At 62.0% G+C, this 15,539-nt stretch carries 9 protein-coding genes; 5 read left to right on the top strand and 4 right to left on the bottom strand.

Annotation, left to right across the window (positions count from 1 at the left end; genetic code table 11):
• Window positions 1-47 precede the first annotated feature (47 nt).
• Entirely contained in the window at window positions 48-287 is a 240-nt protein-coding gene (locus tag AB4P92_RS26015) for a DUF6124 family protein (RefSeq protein WP_042560075.1), read from the top strand.
• Between the two features lie 136 nt (window positions 288-423).
• Here the strand turns inward: AB4P92_RS26015 and AB4P92_RS26010 are convergent, their stop codons facing one another.
• On the bottom strand, window positions 424-10,950 hold the full coding sequence (locus AB4P92_RS26010; protein WP_395598380.1) for an autotransporter-associated beta strand repeat-containing protein: 10,527 nt from the start codon (window positions 10,948-10,950) through the stop codon (window positions 424-426).
• 438 nt (window positions 10,951-11,388) lie between these two features.
• Here AB4P92_RS26010 and AB4P92_RS26005 point away from each other — a divergent pair, with 438 nt between their 5' ends.
• The 3 genes from AB4P92_RS26005 to AB4P92_RS25995 all read left to right on the top strand — a co-directional run bounded on the left by AB4P92_RS26005 (window position 11,389) and on the right by AB4P92_RS25995 (window position 13,017).
• Window positions 11,389-12,345 (top strand): nucleoside-specific channel-forming protein Tsx, encoded by a 957-nt coding sequence (locus tag AB4P92_RS26005; RefSeq protein WP_395598379.1) that lies wholly within the window; start codon window positions 11,389-11,391, stop codon window positions 12,343-12,345.
• A 132-nt stretch (window positions 12,346-12,477) separates the two neighbouring features.
• Window positions 12,478-12,705 carry a DUF6555 family protein gene (locus AB4P92_RS26000; protein ID WP_395598378.1) on the top strand — a complete coding sequence of 76 codons (228 nt, stop codon included), beginning with the start codon at window positions 12,478-12,480 and terminating at the stop codon, window positions 12,703-12,705.
• 39 nt (window positions 12,706-12,744) lie between these two features.
• Window positions 12,745-13,017 (top strand): hypothetical protein, encoded by a 273-nt coding sequence (locus tag AB4P92_RS25995; RefSeq protein ID WP_042560079.1) that lies wholly within the window; start codon window positions 12,745-12,747, stop codon window positions 13,015-13,017.
• 24 nt (window positions 13,018-13,041) lie between these two features.
• Here the strand turns inward: AB4P92_RS25995 and AB4P92_RS25990 are convergent, their stop codons facing one another.
• From AB4P92_RS25990 to AB4P92_RS25980, 3 genes are all read right to left on the bottom strand, one after another.
• A complete protein-coding gene (locus tag AB4P92_RS25990; RefSeq protein WP_080896040.1) occupies window positions 13,042-13,209 on the bottom strand; it encodes a metallothionein in 168 nt (55 codons plus the stop codon).
• A gap of 324 nt (window positions 13,210-13,533) precedes the next feature.
• The gene (locus tag AB4P92_RS25985; RefSeq protein WP_042560080.1) at window positions 13,534-13,989 is read right to left on the bottom strand and encodes a DMT family transporter; all 456 of its coding nucleotides are present in this window, start codon (window positions 13,987-13,989) and stop codon (window positions 13,534-13,536) included.
• Window positions 13,990-13,992: 3 nt separating this feature from the next.
• Complete coding sequence (locus tag AB4P92_RS25980; RefSeq protein ID WP_042560081.1) at window positions 13,993-14,478, bottom strand: DMT family transporter; 486 nt, start codon at window positions 14,476-14,478, stop codon at window positions 13,993-13,995.
• Window positions 14,479-14,589: 111 nt separating this feature from the next.
• Here AB4P92_RS25980 and AB4P92_RS25975 point away from each other — a divergent pair, with 111 nt between their 5' ends.
• Window positions 14,590-15,525 carry a LysR family transcriptional regulator gene (locus AB4P92_RS25975; RefSeq protein ID WP_042560082.1) on the top strand — a complete coding sequence of 312 codons (936 nt, stop codon included), beginning with the start codon at window positions 14,590-14,592 and terminating at the stop codon, window positions 15,523-15,525.
• Window positions 15,526-15,539: the final 14 nt, after the last annotated feature.

Genomic DNA, 15,539 nt, shown 5'->3' with positions numbered 1-15,539 from the left:
CTGCTTGGCGGCAGAAGGTGGTCTCTTTATTCACACGGAGATTCATCATGATCAAGCCAAGTCCAAATCCCCCCAGCACCATGTTCATGGTCGCCCCCGACATCGACACCGAATCTCTCCTCGCCAATACCTGTGAATCATTGGCGTCTGCCAAAGTGATGCTGACTGAATTTGCCGCCGTGCTGAATGGCCCTAACCGCAGCATCGTGCTGGGCATTGCCCAGATCGTCATGCTCGGTGAACTTGCAGTGAACCGGGCCTTGGACAATATCGACCCGCAACAGTAAAGAACGAAAGATCGCAGCCTGCGGCAGCGCCTACAGGAAAACGCGAATTCCCGTGTAGGAGCTGCCGCAGGCTGCGATCTTTTGCCCCTGCAAAAAAACCGCCCTTTCGGGCGGTTAAAAGTGCTTCGACCCTAAATCAGAAGCCAAGGCTGAAGCTGATCGTCATCGCATGATCGTTGTTGTCATCCGACAGTTGCCCCGAGTAGCCGATACCCAGTTTGCCGGTCGGACTGATCTGGAAGTCCACGCCTGCTTCGACTATCGCGCTGTCCTTGGCAATTGGTACGCCTTGGGTGCTGAACGAGGCGCCGCCGTCGATGAAGGTCAGGTCGGCATCAGGTTTGGTGTCACCGAAGGCATGCCGCCAGCCCACTGCCGCGCGCGGGGTGAATTGCCCGCCGTTGGCCAGGGTGATGACTTTGCCGGCGCGCAGGCCGAGGGTGGAGAAGGTGATGTCCTGCTCGGCATCGGCCTTCAAGCGTCCCACGCCGCCTTTTTCCTTGGCCTTGTCGGTGTCGTAGTTGACGTAGGCCAGACCGGCGAACGGCTCCAGAGCAATGCCGGCAGCTTGCATTGTGTAACCGACTTCACCGAACACCTGAGCGCTACGAGCGTCGTAATTGGCCTCCAGACGGTCGTTGTAGGTGCCGACGCTGACATCACGCTTGGTCTCGATGTCGTGCCAGCTGTAAGCCGCGCCGAGGCGCACTGCCAAAGCATCGAACTGCGAGTTGAGATATGCCGCCAAGTGGTAGCTTTCTACCGTGGCATCCGAGCGACGATCATGCGCATCGAGGTCGCTGCGGGTGTAACCGGCGGCCATGCCCAGGCGCCACTGGTCATCGAGTTGCTTGTCAGTGCCGAGCATGAAGCCGCTGAGGTTGCGGTCGAGTTTGGCGCTGTTGCTGTCGCCATCCGACTCACCCCAGGCGCCAAGTGCGCGCGCCCAGCCGACCATCTCGCCGTGGCAACCGTTGCTGCTCAACTGGTTGTCGCTTGGCGCCAAGGCACGGCGTGGATCATCCGGCGCACTGCACGAAGGCTGGCGCATGCGGTCGTTGACGGCTTCGCGCACATAACGCGAATCCTCGAGGATCGCACTGGCGGTACTCGCATGAATCTCCCCGGACAGACTGTCGAAGGCATTGCGCGCACCGGCCACGCTGAGGTTGACGATCTGGTCCTGCAACGCCGCGCCCGCCGCACCGTTGCGCGACAATGCCGAAGCGGTGTTGCGTTGGTTGCCCGTGGCGGCGACGTCGGCGAACGAGTTGTCGTTACGGCTCATCACCAAGTTTACCGCGTTGGCGTCGTACACCAGCGCCGAGTCGAGGAACGCGTATTGCGGCAGATCCGCTGCGCTGAAGGTACCGGTGACACCGCCGCCCGCCGTGATCAGCGAATACGTGGTGTTGCCAGTGAACGGCGCAAGCGAGTTGACTTGCAGACCGCCACCCAGCGCAGCCGTACCGCCGACCGCCAGCGGTGTAGCGGTCGGCGAACTGACTGTCAGCGCCAGCACACCGCTGGAAGCATTGGTCAGGTTGCCGGCGACACTCAACGTGCCCGCCTCGGCCCCGGATTGCACCAGACCATTGTTGACCACCGAACCGACGCTACCGTTACCGCTGAGCGCAGCGCCGCTGGCGACAGTGACTTGCCCTCCCAACGAGGCCTGAGCAGCGCGGCTGCCGACTTGCAGCACGCCTTGATCGACCGCCACAGTGCCGCTGAACGGGTTATCACCGGTCAACAGCAAGGTGCCCGTGCCGCGTTTGAGCATGGCGCCGAGCCCGCGCAACGACCCGCTAAATTGCCCGTTGAAGTTCTGCACGAACAACAGCGAAGCGTTGTTGAGGATGTTGCCTTGCAAGCTGGTGGTATTACCCACCAACGTACCGCCGCTGACAGTCGTACCACCGCTGTAAGTGTTGGCGCCGCTCAACACCAGAGTCCCGGAATCGAGCTTCTCGATGCCGCCCGTGCCCACCAGCGGTGTGGAGATTTCCGCGCTGCCGCCAGCATTCACCCGCACCGGTGCGAGACTGCCGTCTGCGCCGTTGACCGGAGTCAGCGTACCGCCAGCGCCAGGCGCCAGGCTGTAGCCATTGCTGAGGAACTGCAAACCAGTGAAGTTCCGATTACCCAACACGGTAACAGTGCCGGCCTGACCACCAAACACAGCGAACTGCCCGTTGGAGGCCAACGCCTGAGTGCCGCTTGGATCAGTCCAGTTGGTCCCCGGCCCCCACACACCACTGCCGCCACCGATGCTGCCATCAGGATTGGTGGTGCCGCCGTTCCAGAACTGCACTTCACCCGGCGAGCCTTGCACCAGCAGATTGATCTGATTGGCAATGGCGGTTTGCAGGGTCAGGTTGGCCTGCGCAACCGGCAGGCTGCCGTAGACCAGACCGTTGTCGGTCAGGCTGCCGCCGTAGCTGAACAGTTGATAGACGCCTGTGCCGAAGCCACCGGCGTTGCTGATGTTCAGCGTGCCGTCGAGGGTCAGGTTGCCGGCGACATTGACAACCGTGGTCGAGCTGGCGGCAGACCCGAGGCTGAAGTCCAGATCAGTCCCCGAAGACAACGCCAACGCACCGACCGACAGCGGTGTCGCCGTGCCGCCACCGGCCAGGGTCGCGCCGTCGGCCAGTTGCAGCGAACCGCCCAATTGACCGCCACCGCCAATCTGCGCACCGCTGGCGACGTTGACGTTGGCACTGTTGAGCACACCGTTGACGGTCAGGGTGCCGGCCTGCACAGAAGTGTTGCCGGTGAAGCTGTTGTTGCCGGTCAGCAGCAACCGACCACTGCCGGTTTTGTTCAGCGTGCCGGTACCGGAGAGGTTGCCGGTGTAGCTGCCGTCGGCGTTTTGCTCGAAGGTCAGCGCCGCGTTGTTGGCGATTGCACCTTGCAGGCTGCTGGTGTCGCCTCGAGTGCTACCGCCGTTCAGCGTGGTGCCACCGCTGTAGGTGTTGGCGCCGCTGAGCACCAGGTCGCCGCTGCCGTTTTTCACCAGACTGCCGGTGCCGGTGACAGCGCCGATCAGCGTGGTGTTCTGGTTGCCAGCCAGTGTCAGCTCGGCGCCCAGGTTGATGGCGTTGGCCAGTTGCAGCGCCGAGGTGCTGTCCAGCGTGCCGTTGCCGAGCACACTCAATGCACCGCTGCTGATTGCGCTGTTGTTGCCGAGAACCAGCGTGCCGCCACTCAGTTGGGTGCCACCGGAGTAAGTATTGCTGCCATTGAGAGTCAGGCTCGAAGCACCGGTTTTGATCAAACTGCCGCTGCCGCTGACGACGCCACCGAGGGTCAAGGCGTTGGAGCCGGCGACGCTCAATCCTCCGTTGAGCACCACATCATTGCCGAGGCTGACAGCGGTGTTGCTGCCCAGCGCAGTGCCGTTCGCTGCAGTTAACACACCAGTGCCGAGCGCCGCATTGTTGCCGACGACAATCGTACCGCCATTGAGCGCGGTGCCGCCGGTGTAGCCGTTGGCAGCGTTGAGCACCAGGGTGCCGGTGTCATATTTGCCGAGGGTGCCTGCGCCGTTGAGCGCTACACCGACGGTTGCCGTGGCATTCGGATCGACGCGCACCGAGGCGTTGCCCAGCGAACCATTGACCAGATTCAGCGATCCCGCCGTGCCGTTCTGCAGGCTGTAGCCATCGGTGACGAACTGCATGCCGGTGATGGTTTGCGCGCCGTTGACCGTAACTGTGCCCGCCGCACCCTGGAACACCGCGAAGTTGCTGGTCCAGCCTTGATGGGTGGTGTCGTTGACGTCGGTCCAGTTCGTGGTCCCGGTGCCCCAGGTACCGTTGCCACCGTCGACCGTGCCGTTGGCGACCAGTTGGCTACCGTCCCAGAACTGCACGGTGGCGGTTGGCGCGGTGACCAGCAGGTTGAGCTGATTGGCCTGCGCGGTCTGCAGTTGCAGATCGCCCACTGAGACGCTGCCCGGCACGCTGCCGATGAGCATGCCGTTGTCGGTCAGGCCACCGGTGTAGTTGATCAGGCGATACACGCCGCTGCCAAAACCGCCGATGTCGCTGACATTGAGTGTGCCATCGAGGGTCAGGTTGCCGCCGACGTTGACCAGCGCGTTACCGCCACCCGACACCGGCGTACCGAGGCCGACGTCGAAGCTGGAGTTGCCGCCAAACACCAGGGAATCCACCGACAAGGTGCTGCCGGTGACACCCGCCAGATGTCCGCCATCGGCCACGGTCACCGCACTGGTCAACGTGCCGCTGCCGCCGAGTGTGCCGCCGTTGTTGACCAACACATTGCCGCTGGCCAGCGAACCGTTGACCTGCAAGGTGCCCGCGTTGACGTTGGTGTCGCCCGTGAGGTCGCTGATGCCGCTCAGGGTCAGGCTGCCAGTGCCGAGTTTGGTCAGCCCGCCGTCACCGCTGAGGATGCCGGCGAACGTGCTGCTGACGTTATTGCTGCCCAGGCTCAGCGTGTTGCCGGTGCCGATCAGCGCAGTGCCGCTACCAGTCAGGCTGGCGAGACTGCCCGATGCGCCGAGGTTGAGGGCTGCGCCAGCACCGAGATTGACCGTCGCATCATTGCCCAGCGCTGCACCGCTCAGGGCGGTGAGGCTGCCGGACAGCACATCGAAGGTCCCGCTGAACGTGTTGTTGCCGCTCAACGTCAGGTCGGCCAGGCCGCTTTTGCTCAAGGTTCCGGCCCCGGCAACCACGCCGCCCAGGGTCAGGTTGTTGTTACCGGCCAAGGCCAGATTCGCATTGACGTTGACGTCGTTCGCCAGCACCAGCGGCGAGCTGTTGTCGAGGGTCGACGCGCCAGCCACGTTCAGTGCGCCGGAGCCCAATGCTGCAGCGGTGCCAAGAGTCAAGGTGCCGGCATTTAAGGTAGTGCCGCCGGTGAAGGTATTGACGCCGTTGAGGGTCAGGTTCGACGCGCCGTCCTTGATCAGTCCGCCCGCGCCGCTGACTACACCGGCGAGCGTCAGGTTGTTGTTGCCGGTGTTGCTCAGGTTGGCGTTGAGCACGAGGTTGTTACCCAGGCTCAGCGCACTGGTGCTGTCCAGCGCCGAAGCGCCGGCCACGGTGAGGTTGCCCAGCCCCAGCGCCGAGTTGCTGCCGGCAGTCAGGGTACCGGCGCCCAGGTTGATGCCGCCAAGGAAGTTGTTGTTGCCGCTCAGGGTCAGGTTGGCAGCGCCGGTTTTGCTCAGGCTGCCCGCACCATTGATCGTGCCGGCAAGCGTCAGATCTGCCGTGCCGCCAATGCCGAGGTTACCCGCCAGATTGACTGCGTTATTCACCGAAACCCCAGTGGCGGCATCGAGCGTGGTGCCGCCCGCCGCGTTCAGGGTGCCGGAGCCCAGCGCCGAGTTCGACGCCAGAATCAGTCCGCCGGCATTCAGCGCCACCGGCCCGAGGAAGGCATTGTTGCCGCCGAGCGTCAGGTTGGCCGCACCGGTTTTGATCAGGCCGCCAGTGCCGCCGATCACGCCGTTGAGCGTCAGCGCATTGCTGCCGACCACGGTGAGGTTGCCATTAAGGGTCGCTGCGTTGCCGAGAGTCACCGCAGCATTGCTGTCCAGTTGCGTGCCGGCGTTGGCGGTCAGTGTGCCACTGCCCAGCGCGGTGTTGCTGCCAACGATGATCTTGCCGCCGTCCAGTTGCGTGCCGCCGCTGTAAGTGTTGGCGCCGTTGAGCACCAGGGTGCCGGCATCGAGTTTGTTGAGGATGCCGCTGCCATCGATATTGACGCCGATGGTCGCGGTCACACCCGGATCAACGCGCAACGCGGTGGTCCCCCCGGTGCCGTTGACAGCAGTCAGTTGCCCCGCCGTGCCATTCACTACGTTGTAGCCATCGGTGAGGAACTGCATGCCGGTGAACGCTTGCGTGCCGTTGACCGTCACGGTACCCGCCGTGCCCTGGAATACCGCGAAGTCGCCCGCCCACGGTTGATTGACCAGACCGTTGGCATCGGTCCAGTTGGTGCCGACCGCATTCCAGGTACCGGTGCCGCCGTCGACAACGCCGTTGGCAATGGTCTGGCTGCCATCCCAATAACGGATGCTCACGTTCGGTGCCGACACTTGAATGTTGATCTGGTTAGCCACACCGGTTTGCACGATCAGGTCGCCGAGGCCGTAGCCGACCGGTACGCCGGCAACGTCGAGACCGAGATTGGTCAACGCACCGGTGTAGTTGAACAAGCGATACACACCGACCCCGAAACCGCCGGCGTCAGTGACGTTGAGATTACCGTCGAGGGTGAGGTTGCCGCCGACATTCATCAACGACGCGGTCGACGGTGTCCCCAGTGCCACATCAACATTGCTGCCGGCCGCGAGGGTCAGGGCACCGGCGGACAGTTGATTGCCCGAGGACAGCGCCAGATGGCCGCCGCTGTTGACGTTGACGGTCCCGAGCGCCGAACCGGTGCCGCTCAGGGTGCCGCCGGTATTGACGTTGATCTGCGCGCTGGCCAGCGAACCGCTGAGATTCACGATGCCGTTGTTGATCGCGGTGTCGCCGGTGATGCCGTTGATCCCGGTGAGGTTCAAGGTGCCGGTGCCGACTTTGATAAGGCCACCGCTGCCGCTGAGGCCACCGTCGAACGTGCTGGTGACGTTGCCACTGCCGACGGTCAGGGTGTTGCTGCCGGTGAGCTGCACGTCGCCGCTGCCGGTCAGCGCGCCGAGGCTGGCGTCGCTGCCCAGATTCAAACCGGCGCCAGCGCTGATATTCACGCCTGCGGTGTTGCCCAGCGCATTGCTGTTCAACGTGGTGACGCTGCCGGAGACGATGTTCAGCGCGCCGGTGAAGGTGTTGTTGCCGGCCAGGGTCAGGTCTGAAAGGCCATTTTTGGTCAGGCTGCCGGCGCCGTCGATGACGCTGTTAAGGCTCAGGTCGTTGTTGCCCGCGACGGTCAGCCCGGCGTTCAACGTGATCGCATTGCCGATTCCGAAGGAAGCGCTGTTATCCAGGGTTGCCGCGCCGCCGACGATCAGCGCGCCGCTGCCCAAGCCGTTGGCATTGCCCAGGGTCAGGGTGCCGCCGTTCAGAGTCGTACCGCCGCTGAAGGTGTTGTTGCCGTTGAGGGTCAGGTTGGCCGCGCCATTCTTGATCAATTGGCCGGTGCCGCTAGTGATGCCGCCGAGGGTCAGGTTTTGCGTCCCCCCCACGGTCAGTGCAGCGTTGAGCGCGACGCCGTTGCTGAGGCTGACCAGCGGCGAGTTGCTGTCCAGTGTTGCCGCGCCAGCGACGGTCAGTGCGCCGGAGCCCAATGCCGAACTGTTGCCAACGGTCAGCGTGCCGGCGTTCAGGGTCGTGCCACCGAGGAAATTATTGGCCGCGTTGAGAATCAGATTGGCCGCGCCGTCTTTCACCAGGCTGCCAGCGCCGCTGACCAGACCGGTCAGGGTCAGATCCGCCGTGCCGCCGATGTTCAAGGCACCGGCCAATGCCACCGCGTTGTTCAGGCTCACGGCGGTATTGGCGTCCAGCGTAGTGCCTGCCGCCGCGTTCAATGTGCCTGAGCCCAGCGCGGTGTTACTGCCGAGGATCAGTTTGCCGGTGTTCAGGGCGGTGTTGCCAAAATAGGTGTTGGCGCCGTTGAGGGTCAGGTCGGCGGCGCCGTTCTTGACCAGCCCTCCGATACCGGCGACCACGCCGCCGAGGGTCAGCGCATTGGTTCCGCCCAGAGTCAACGTGCCGCCGAGGTTGACGTTGTTGGCCAGGGTTGCTGCGGTGCCGGCATCAAGCGTGGTGCCGTTCGATGCGTTCAGCGCACCAGTGCCGAGCGCCGTGTTGGAGCCGACGATCAGCGATCCGGCGTTCAGCGCGGTGGTACCGGTATAGGTGTTATTGCCGTTGAGGGTCAGGCTTGAGGCGCCGGTCTTGATCAGGCCGTTACCGCCGCTGATTACGCCGCCAAGGGTCAACGCGTTGGCGCCGCCAGCGGTGAGGTTGGCGTTGAGGGTGATCGCGTTGCTCAACGTCACCGCCGAGCTGCTGTTAAGGGTGCCCGCCCCGGCCACGGTCAGTGCGCCGGTGCCGAGTGCCGCGCCATTGCCGACAGTCAGACTGCCGGCGTTCAGCGTGGTACCGCCAGTGAAGGTGTTGGCGCCGCTCAGGGTCAGGTTGGCCGCGCCATTCTTGAGCAACTGACCGGCGCCGTTGATCACACCGGAGAGGGTCAGGCCACTGCTGCCGCCGAGGGTCAGGGCACTGCTGTTGAGGTTGACGTTGTTGGTCAGGTTGACGGAGGTGTTGCTGTCCAGTGTTGCCGTATCGGTGACCGACAAGGCGCCAGTGCCCAATGCAGCAGCATTACCAACGGTGAGGGTACCCGCAGCCAGCGTGGTACCGCCGGTATAGGTGTTGGCGCCGTTGAGCACCAGATTGGTGAACCCGCGTTTGGTCAGACCGCCACTTCCACTGATAACACCGCCGAGGGTCAGGTCAGCGCTGCCACTGAATTCCAGATCGCCACCCAGGGAAACGGCGTTGTTTAATGAGACCGTGGTGCTGGCATCAAGCGCGGTGCCTGCCGCAGTCGTCAAGGCACCCGTACCCAGCGCGGTGTTGGAGCCGACAATCAGCGTGCCGGCATTGAGCGCGGTACCGCCGGCGAAGGTGTTGTTGCCGCTGAGGGTAAGATCCGCCGTGCCGTTCTTGATCAGGTTGCCGGCGCCGCTGACGACGCCACTCAGACCCAATGCCTGCGTGCCGCCGATGGTCAGCCCTCCCGCCAGCGCTACGGCATTGGCGAGCGTCACGGCCGTGGTCGCGTCAAGCGTGGTGTTGGCCGCCGCGTTCAATGCGCCAGTGCCGAGCGCGGTGTTGCTGCCGACAAACAGGCTGCCGGCGTTGAGCGCGGTGTTGCCGGCGTTGGTGTTGTTGCCGGTCAGCGTCAGGCTGGCGCTGCCGCTTTTGGTGATGGCGCCGGTGCCGGACAAAATGCCGTCCAGGGTCAAGGCATTGCTGCCGAGCACGTTCAGCACGCCAGTCATGGCGATGTTGTTGGCCAGCGAGACGTTGGCGGTGCTGTCGAGGCTGGTACCGGCAGCCGTGTTCAGTGCGCCGCTGCCCAGCGAGTTGTTGTTGGTCACCAGCAAACTGCCGGCGCTCAGGGTGGTGGTGCCGGTGTAACCGCTGTTGGCGCCGCTGAGGGTCAGGCTGCCGGTGCCGGTTTTGCTCAGGCCGCTGCTGCCGGTGATCAAGCCGCCGAGAGTCAGTGCGCCGGTGCCGCCGGCCGTCAATGTGCCGCCGAGGCTGATGGCGTTGTTCAGGCTGATCGTGCCGGGGGCACTCAGGGTTGTCGCGCCGGTGACGTTGAGGGTGCCAGTGCTCAGCGCCAGGTTGTTGCCCAACTGCACGGTGCCGCCGTTGAGTGTGGTGTTGCCCAAGTACGTGTTGGCAGCGCTGAGGCTCAGTTGCCCGGAACCGACTTTGGTCAGGCCGCCGCTGCCGGAAATCACCCCGCTGAGGGTGGTGGCGTTGGTGCCTTGCACCGTCACGCCACCGGCACCGAGGGAGATCAGATTACTGACGTTCAACCCGGCGTTGCTCGCCTGCAGGATCCCGCCGTTGGAGGTGAGGACACCGCTGCCAAATGTGGCGTTGTTGTTGAACTGGGCGACACCGCCGTTGAGCGTGGTCGCGCCGCTGACCAATGGCCCCTGCAAGGTCCAGGTGCCGCTGTTGATGGTCAGGTTGTTGAAGTTGACGTAGGTGGCGCTCGACGCTGTGCCGACTCCGGTCGTACCGCCGCCGACGCCGATCGGGTTTTGCAGGATCAGGCTGTTGGTGCCACCCGCGCCGCCATCGACTGTACCGGTCGGGGCGAAGGTCAGGTTGATGCCGATCAGGCCACCGAGACCGACGCTGACCTGAACACCGTCACCGACCTGCACCGTAGAACCGGTAATCGCCGTGAACGTGTTGGTGCTGCTTGCGCCCATCGACACGCCGCCGGTAATTGCGCCGGCGTTGGTAAATGTATTGCCCGCAGCCGAGGTCTCGAAGGCGATCCGGCCGTTGATGACACCGGTGCTGCTGTTGGTCATGTTGACTTGCGAGCCGCCGTAGACGCCGACTACCGGCGTATCGGCCAGGGTAATCCCGCCCACCGACAAGCCGGTCGAGGTGATGGTGCCGTTGTTGGTGATGGTAGTGGTACCGGCCGCCGCGTTGTTCACCGCGATACCCAAGCCATCGATGCTGGTCAGGTTGAGGCCAAGAAGCATGCCGGTGCCGCGAATGATCCCGCTGGCATTGTTGAGCACGCTGACCGTACTGGTTGCGCCAGTGCCGATGAAGGCGCCGCCGCTCAGCACCGACACCAGCCCCAACAGTGCCGGGTCGAGGGTGCCGGAGTTGTTCAGGCTGATGTTCACCCCGGTCAGGTCCATCACGTGGCCGCCGAGGGTCGCGTTCATCTGCGCCCCGCTGTTGACGTTGACCGTAAGGCCGTTGGTAGCGCTGCTGAAGTTGTTAAGAAACAGCGGCAGGCTCGGCACGCCGGTACAGGTCACTGTGGAACCGGCGGTGGAGCAAGTGGCCAGCGCCGGAGTGCTCACCGCGCCGAACAACAGTCCGGCGACGCTCAAGTGCACAGCAAGGGAAAGAGGGGAAAAACGCGAAACGAGGGCGACACCGGACCTTACTTGCACAGGCTACTCCTTGTCGTGGCCAATTCTTCCTTGAGGCGTGCAAAGTCGTGCCTGTTTCGCACGCCAATCAAGACTGCGACGGTCATCACAAAACCGTTGATTGCTGACAAAGCTAGTAGAGCAGTGGAGATGGGTGCGGATTAAATGGTGTTAATACTTTAATACTAGGCGCTCTAAACCGGGGGTTTGAGCCTGTGAATACAGGGGATTTGCTGTAACACATCCCTCTCTAGGGGATGCGGCTCGCTGCGATCTTTTGATGTTGCTTTTAAGCACCAAGATCAAAGGATCGCAGCGTGCTTCAGCTCCTGCAGGGCCGCTGGAAGAAAACTGGTACGGCTTATGCAAACGTTTGCGAGCCGTCAATCACGGCATTTTCGCCACACATCCGCCAGGCCCGCAGATTCCGGGCCTTGATCCGCAAAAAAAGGACTTTGCATGCACGTCGCTTCCCTTCTTCGCGCCCCCCTCGCGCGCACGTTTGCTGTTTCCTTGCTACTGACTGGCGTTACCGGAGTTCTCAGTCAAAGCGCATTTGCACAACCGGCCCTGCCCGAGTCCGCCCAGGGCGAAACCCTCAGCCCCGAAGCCAGCCCGCCGAAAAAAGGCGCGTACCTGTCGGACTGGTACAACCAGGACCTGACCCTGATCGGCAGCAAAGACATCAGCTTCGGCCCGCAACCGGCCGACGACATCTACCTGGAATATGAATACTTCGGGCGCAAGGGCCCGTTCGAGCTATACGGCTACATCGACGTGCCGAAAATCTTCAACATCGGCAACAGCCACGACAAAGGCGTATGGGACCACGGTTCGCCCGTGTTCATGGAGCACGAACCGCGGATCTCCATCGACTACCTCGCCGGCCGCAGCCTGGCTATCGGCCCGTTCAAGGAATGGTATGTGGCCTTCGACTGGATCTACGACCACGGCAGCCGCAAAGAAAACCGCGCCAACACCCTCTACAGCGGTTTCGGCACCGACATCGACACCCATTCGCGGGTCAATCTGTCAGCCAACCTGTACGGGCGCTACCAGTGGGAAAACTACGGTGCGAGCAACGAGTATTCCTGGGACGGTTACCGTGCACAGCTCAAGTACATCATCCCCATCGACAAATTCAGCAACGGCGCCTCGCTCACCTACATCGGCTTCACCAACTTCGATTTCGGCTCCGACATCCACAAGGACAACCCGGCACGCACCGCCAACGCGACGGTGGCGACCAACGTGTTGCTCTACTCGTTCACCCATTTGCGCTTCACCCTGGTCGGGCGTTATTTCCATAACGGCGGCAACTGGGAGGATGGCAGCGAGCTGAATTTCGGCGACGGTAATTTCCGCGCGCGTTCGAATGGTTGGGGGTATTACGCGGGGATCGGGTATCAGTTCTGACCTGTAAATGATCACTGGATCGCAACCATCGGTAGCGCCCATCAGATCAGGGTAGATACCGTCGGACAATCCGAGTGAATTTTCCCGGTGCGCCGCGATCCTTCTATTACCACAGGGAGGAATACGGGCTTTATGAACAACGCAAAACTTTATGTCATCGACTACACCCTTCACGGCACGCCCAAGTCCTTCATTATCCGCTCGGACAAGATGGACAACGCCGAAGCTTGGCATTGGGCGAGTTGCGACGCAGGCGTAGGTCGGATCCCGCGTTTCGGCCGGGAAAAGGTGCAGAAGACCAGTAAACCGATGGCGGAAAAATTCGGCGTGGAAAACGTTGTCTGGCGACCGACCAACTAAGCTGCGCACAGTGATCGACATCATTCGGGGGAATGCACAATGACCCACCTCATGAGCCCGGCACATCTGGATTACGGCCTGGACACCTTGTTCGGGCGTATCACCAAATGTGTTGATTGTGCGGTAGGGCTTGAAGCCGTCGAGGATGATCCGTTTCGCTTCGCGCTTAGGGTGCCGGCGCCGTTACCTGAAGATCTTGATCAGGCGAAAACCGTCGTGGTCACGGTCGAAGGCCGACGCTTGCAAGGCACGGTGCGGCATATAGAGCGGCTAGATGACGACAGCCTGAAACTGGAAGTGGAGCCTGATTAGGCTCCACTTTTTTTAGGTGTACGTTTACTTGGGATGCGCGCACTGGCAGCCCTTGCTGGAACATTCCTCGCCCCCCTTGTGGTGGTGAGCGCAGGCCTCACAGCAATAGTGCTTACCGTGCACAGCGTACGCATGCTCGCCGTCTTTGATGGTGCATTTACATCCGGGGCAATCGCATTTTCTATCAGGCATGGGACAGACTCCTTGGGTTGTGGTTGTCCGAGGCTCGAATGCGAGCCGTAAACAACAGTGTAGGAGCTGCAGAAGGGGGCAAAAGATCAAAAGCCCCTCACCCTAGCCCTCCCGAAACGTCGGACCGCCCCGAGGGAGAGGGAACTGACCGAGGTGAGCTGAAGGGTTACGCCGATGTGAAATACCGGGTCGAACCCACATTTTGAAAAAGCATAAAAATCGGCCCTTTCACCCTCGGGAGAGCGCTGGGCGGGCAGCGCTCGATGAAGGGCGCCCCCCCAAGAAGCCGTTGCCGCAGCAACGGATATGTACTCAGTCAGTAAATCAATCAACCCCACGAACACTACTGCGATACATAAAAACCAAAGCCAACCCCAAACAAACCATCGCTAAAACCCGACTGGAGGAAAGCTCAATCGCCGGATTTCCCAACCAGCCAAAATTATCAATCAACATTCCCATCCCAAGCTGTCCGACAATGACAGCTACCGTCGCCACAGCCGTCCCCACGACAGGCACCGCGCCCACCATCACCATCATATAAACCACCCCAAACAGCGCCCCCATCAACTGCCACTTGGGCACGTCCAGCAGACTCACCGCCTGCGCCGGCTCAAAAAACAGAATCAACAACCCGGTCACCACCGCGCCCACCACAAACGTCAGCAAACTGCTGCGCAATACACCAACGGTTTCACCCAAACGCCCGTTGATCGCCGCCTGCACACTCAACACCGCGCCGGCCAATACCACCACTGCCAACAAAATAATCAGACTCATCACTCACCCCCGCGCAATCAAAACCAATGCCACCACAATCAACCCCAACGCCAGCCAGCGCTCAGCGTTAACCTTCTTGCGCGTCGCCCCGAACCAACCAAAATGATCGATCAAGACACTTTTGCCGACCTGTCCGGACAGAATTGCGATCATCGTCATCGCAATGCCGATATGTGGCGTCGCCAACGTCAAGACCACCACATACATCGGCCCCAGGAACCCACCGATCAACTGCCAGCGTGGCAGATCGGTGAGCGCAGGGCCCTTTTGCGGGCCTGCGAACAACAACAGCAAAAACAGAATCGCCGAGCCGACGCCAAAGATGCTCAAGGTCGCCCACAGATGCCCGACCTGCACCCCCAACGGCCCGAGCAAGCCCGCCTCCACTGACAAACCCATGCCCGCCAGAATCACCAGCGGCAGCAACAACAATCGCAACAACGGCTTGGCCACTGGCGCGCTAACACTCACCTCATCCAACGTCTGCATAACAAAACCTGTGCAAGTAAACGATGGCGCGGATTATCGGCTGGCTTCGCTGTGCGATAAATGGGAGCATCCGGACAACACTTTTGCGTAACTCGCACAGCAGGACGATCCATGCACGGGCTCAATGAACTCGGTTTCAAGGCACTCAGACTGTTTGTCGCAGTGCTCGACCACGGCAGCTTCTCCGAAGTCGCCCGCCGCGAGGGCGTGGCGCCCTCCTCCATCTCCCGGCAAATCCAGTTGATGGAGCAAGCGCTGAACCAGCAATTGCTCTATCGCCATACGCGCGCGGTGACGCCGACCGAAGCCGGGCGCATGCTCGGCCACCACGCGCGGCTGGTGCTGGTGCAACTGGAAGAAGCCGAACAAGCCTTGCAGGAACAGCAAAGCGAACCCACCGGCCTTGTGCGGATCAACGCTCCGGTGGTGTTTGGTCAACGGCATCTGACACCGTGGCTCGGTCAGTTGTGCGCGCGTTATCCCAAGCTGCAACTGGACATTCAGCAAACCGACCATTACGTCGACCCGTTGCAGGAAGGTGCAGACCTGTTGTTTCGCATCGGCCCGCTGCACGATTCGAGCATGCAGGCGCGGATAATTGCGCCGCACCGCTTTCAGGTCGCTGCCAGCCCGGCCTACCTGAAACGTCACGGCACGCCGCAACATCCCGACGATCTTGCGCACCATCAGTGTCTGGCCTACAAAGGTGCGACTGGCCAGCAGCGTTGGTTTTTCCGTCAGGATCAAGGCGACTGGACGCCCTATTCGGTGAGGGGCCCGATCACCGGCAACCACGCCGACACCCTCACCCAGGCGGCCGAACAAGGGCTGGGGTTGGTGATGTTTCCGTCATGGCTGATTGGTGAAGCGGTGCGCGAAGGCACGCTGGTGCCGGTGCTTGGGGAGTATCAGGTGTCGAACAGTCTGGAACCGCAGCAGATCGCGGTGCTGTGGCCGGGGAGCCGGCGGTTGTCGGTGAAGGTACGGACGGTGATTGATTTCTTTGTCGAGTGTTTTGGCGAAGTGCCTTATTGGGACAGACCTTGAGGTCTGCACCATCC

Origin of the sequence: Pseudomonas sp. A0308, from assembly GCF_044218815.1 — a bacterium.
GTDB lineage: Bacteria > Pseudomonadota > Gammaproteobacteria > Pseudomonadales > Pseudomonadaceae > Aquipseudomonas > Aquipseudomonas iridis.
The sequence above is the reverse complement of the archived record's forward strand: the minus strand, read 5'-3'. Positions and strand labels throughout refer to the sequence as shown.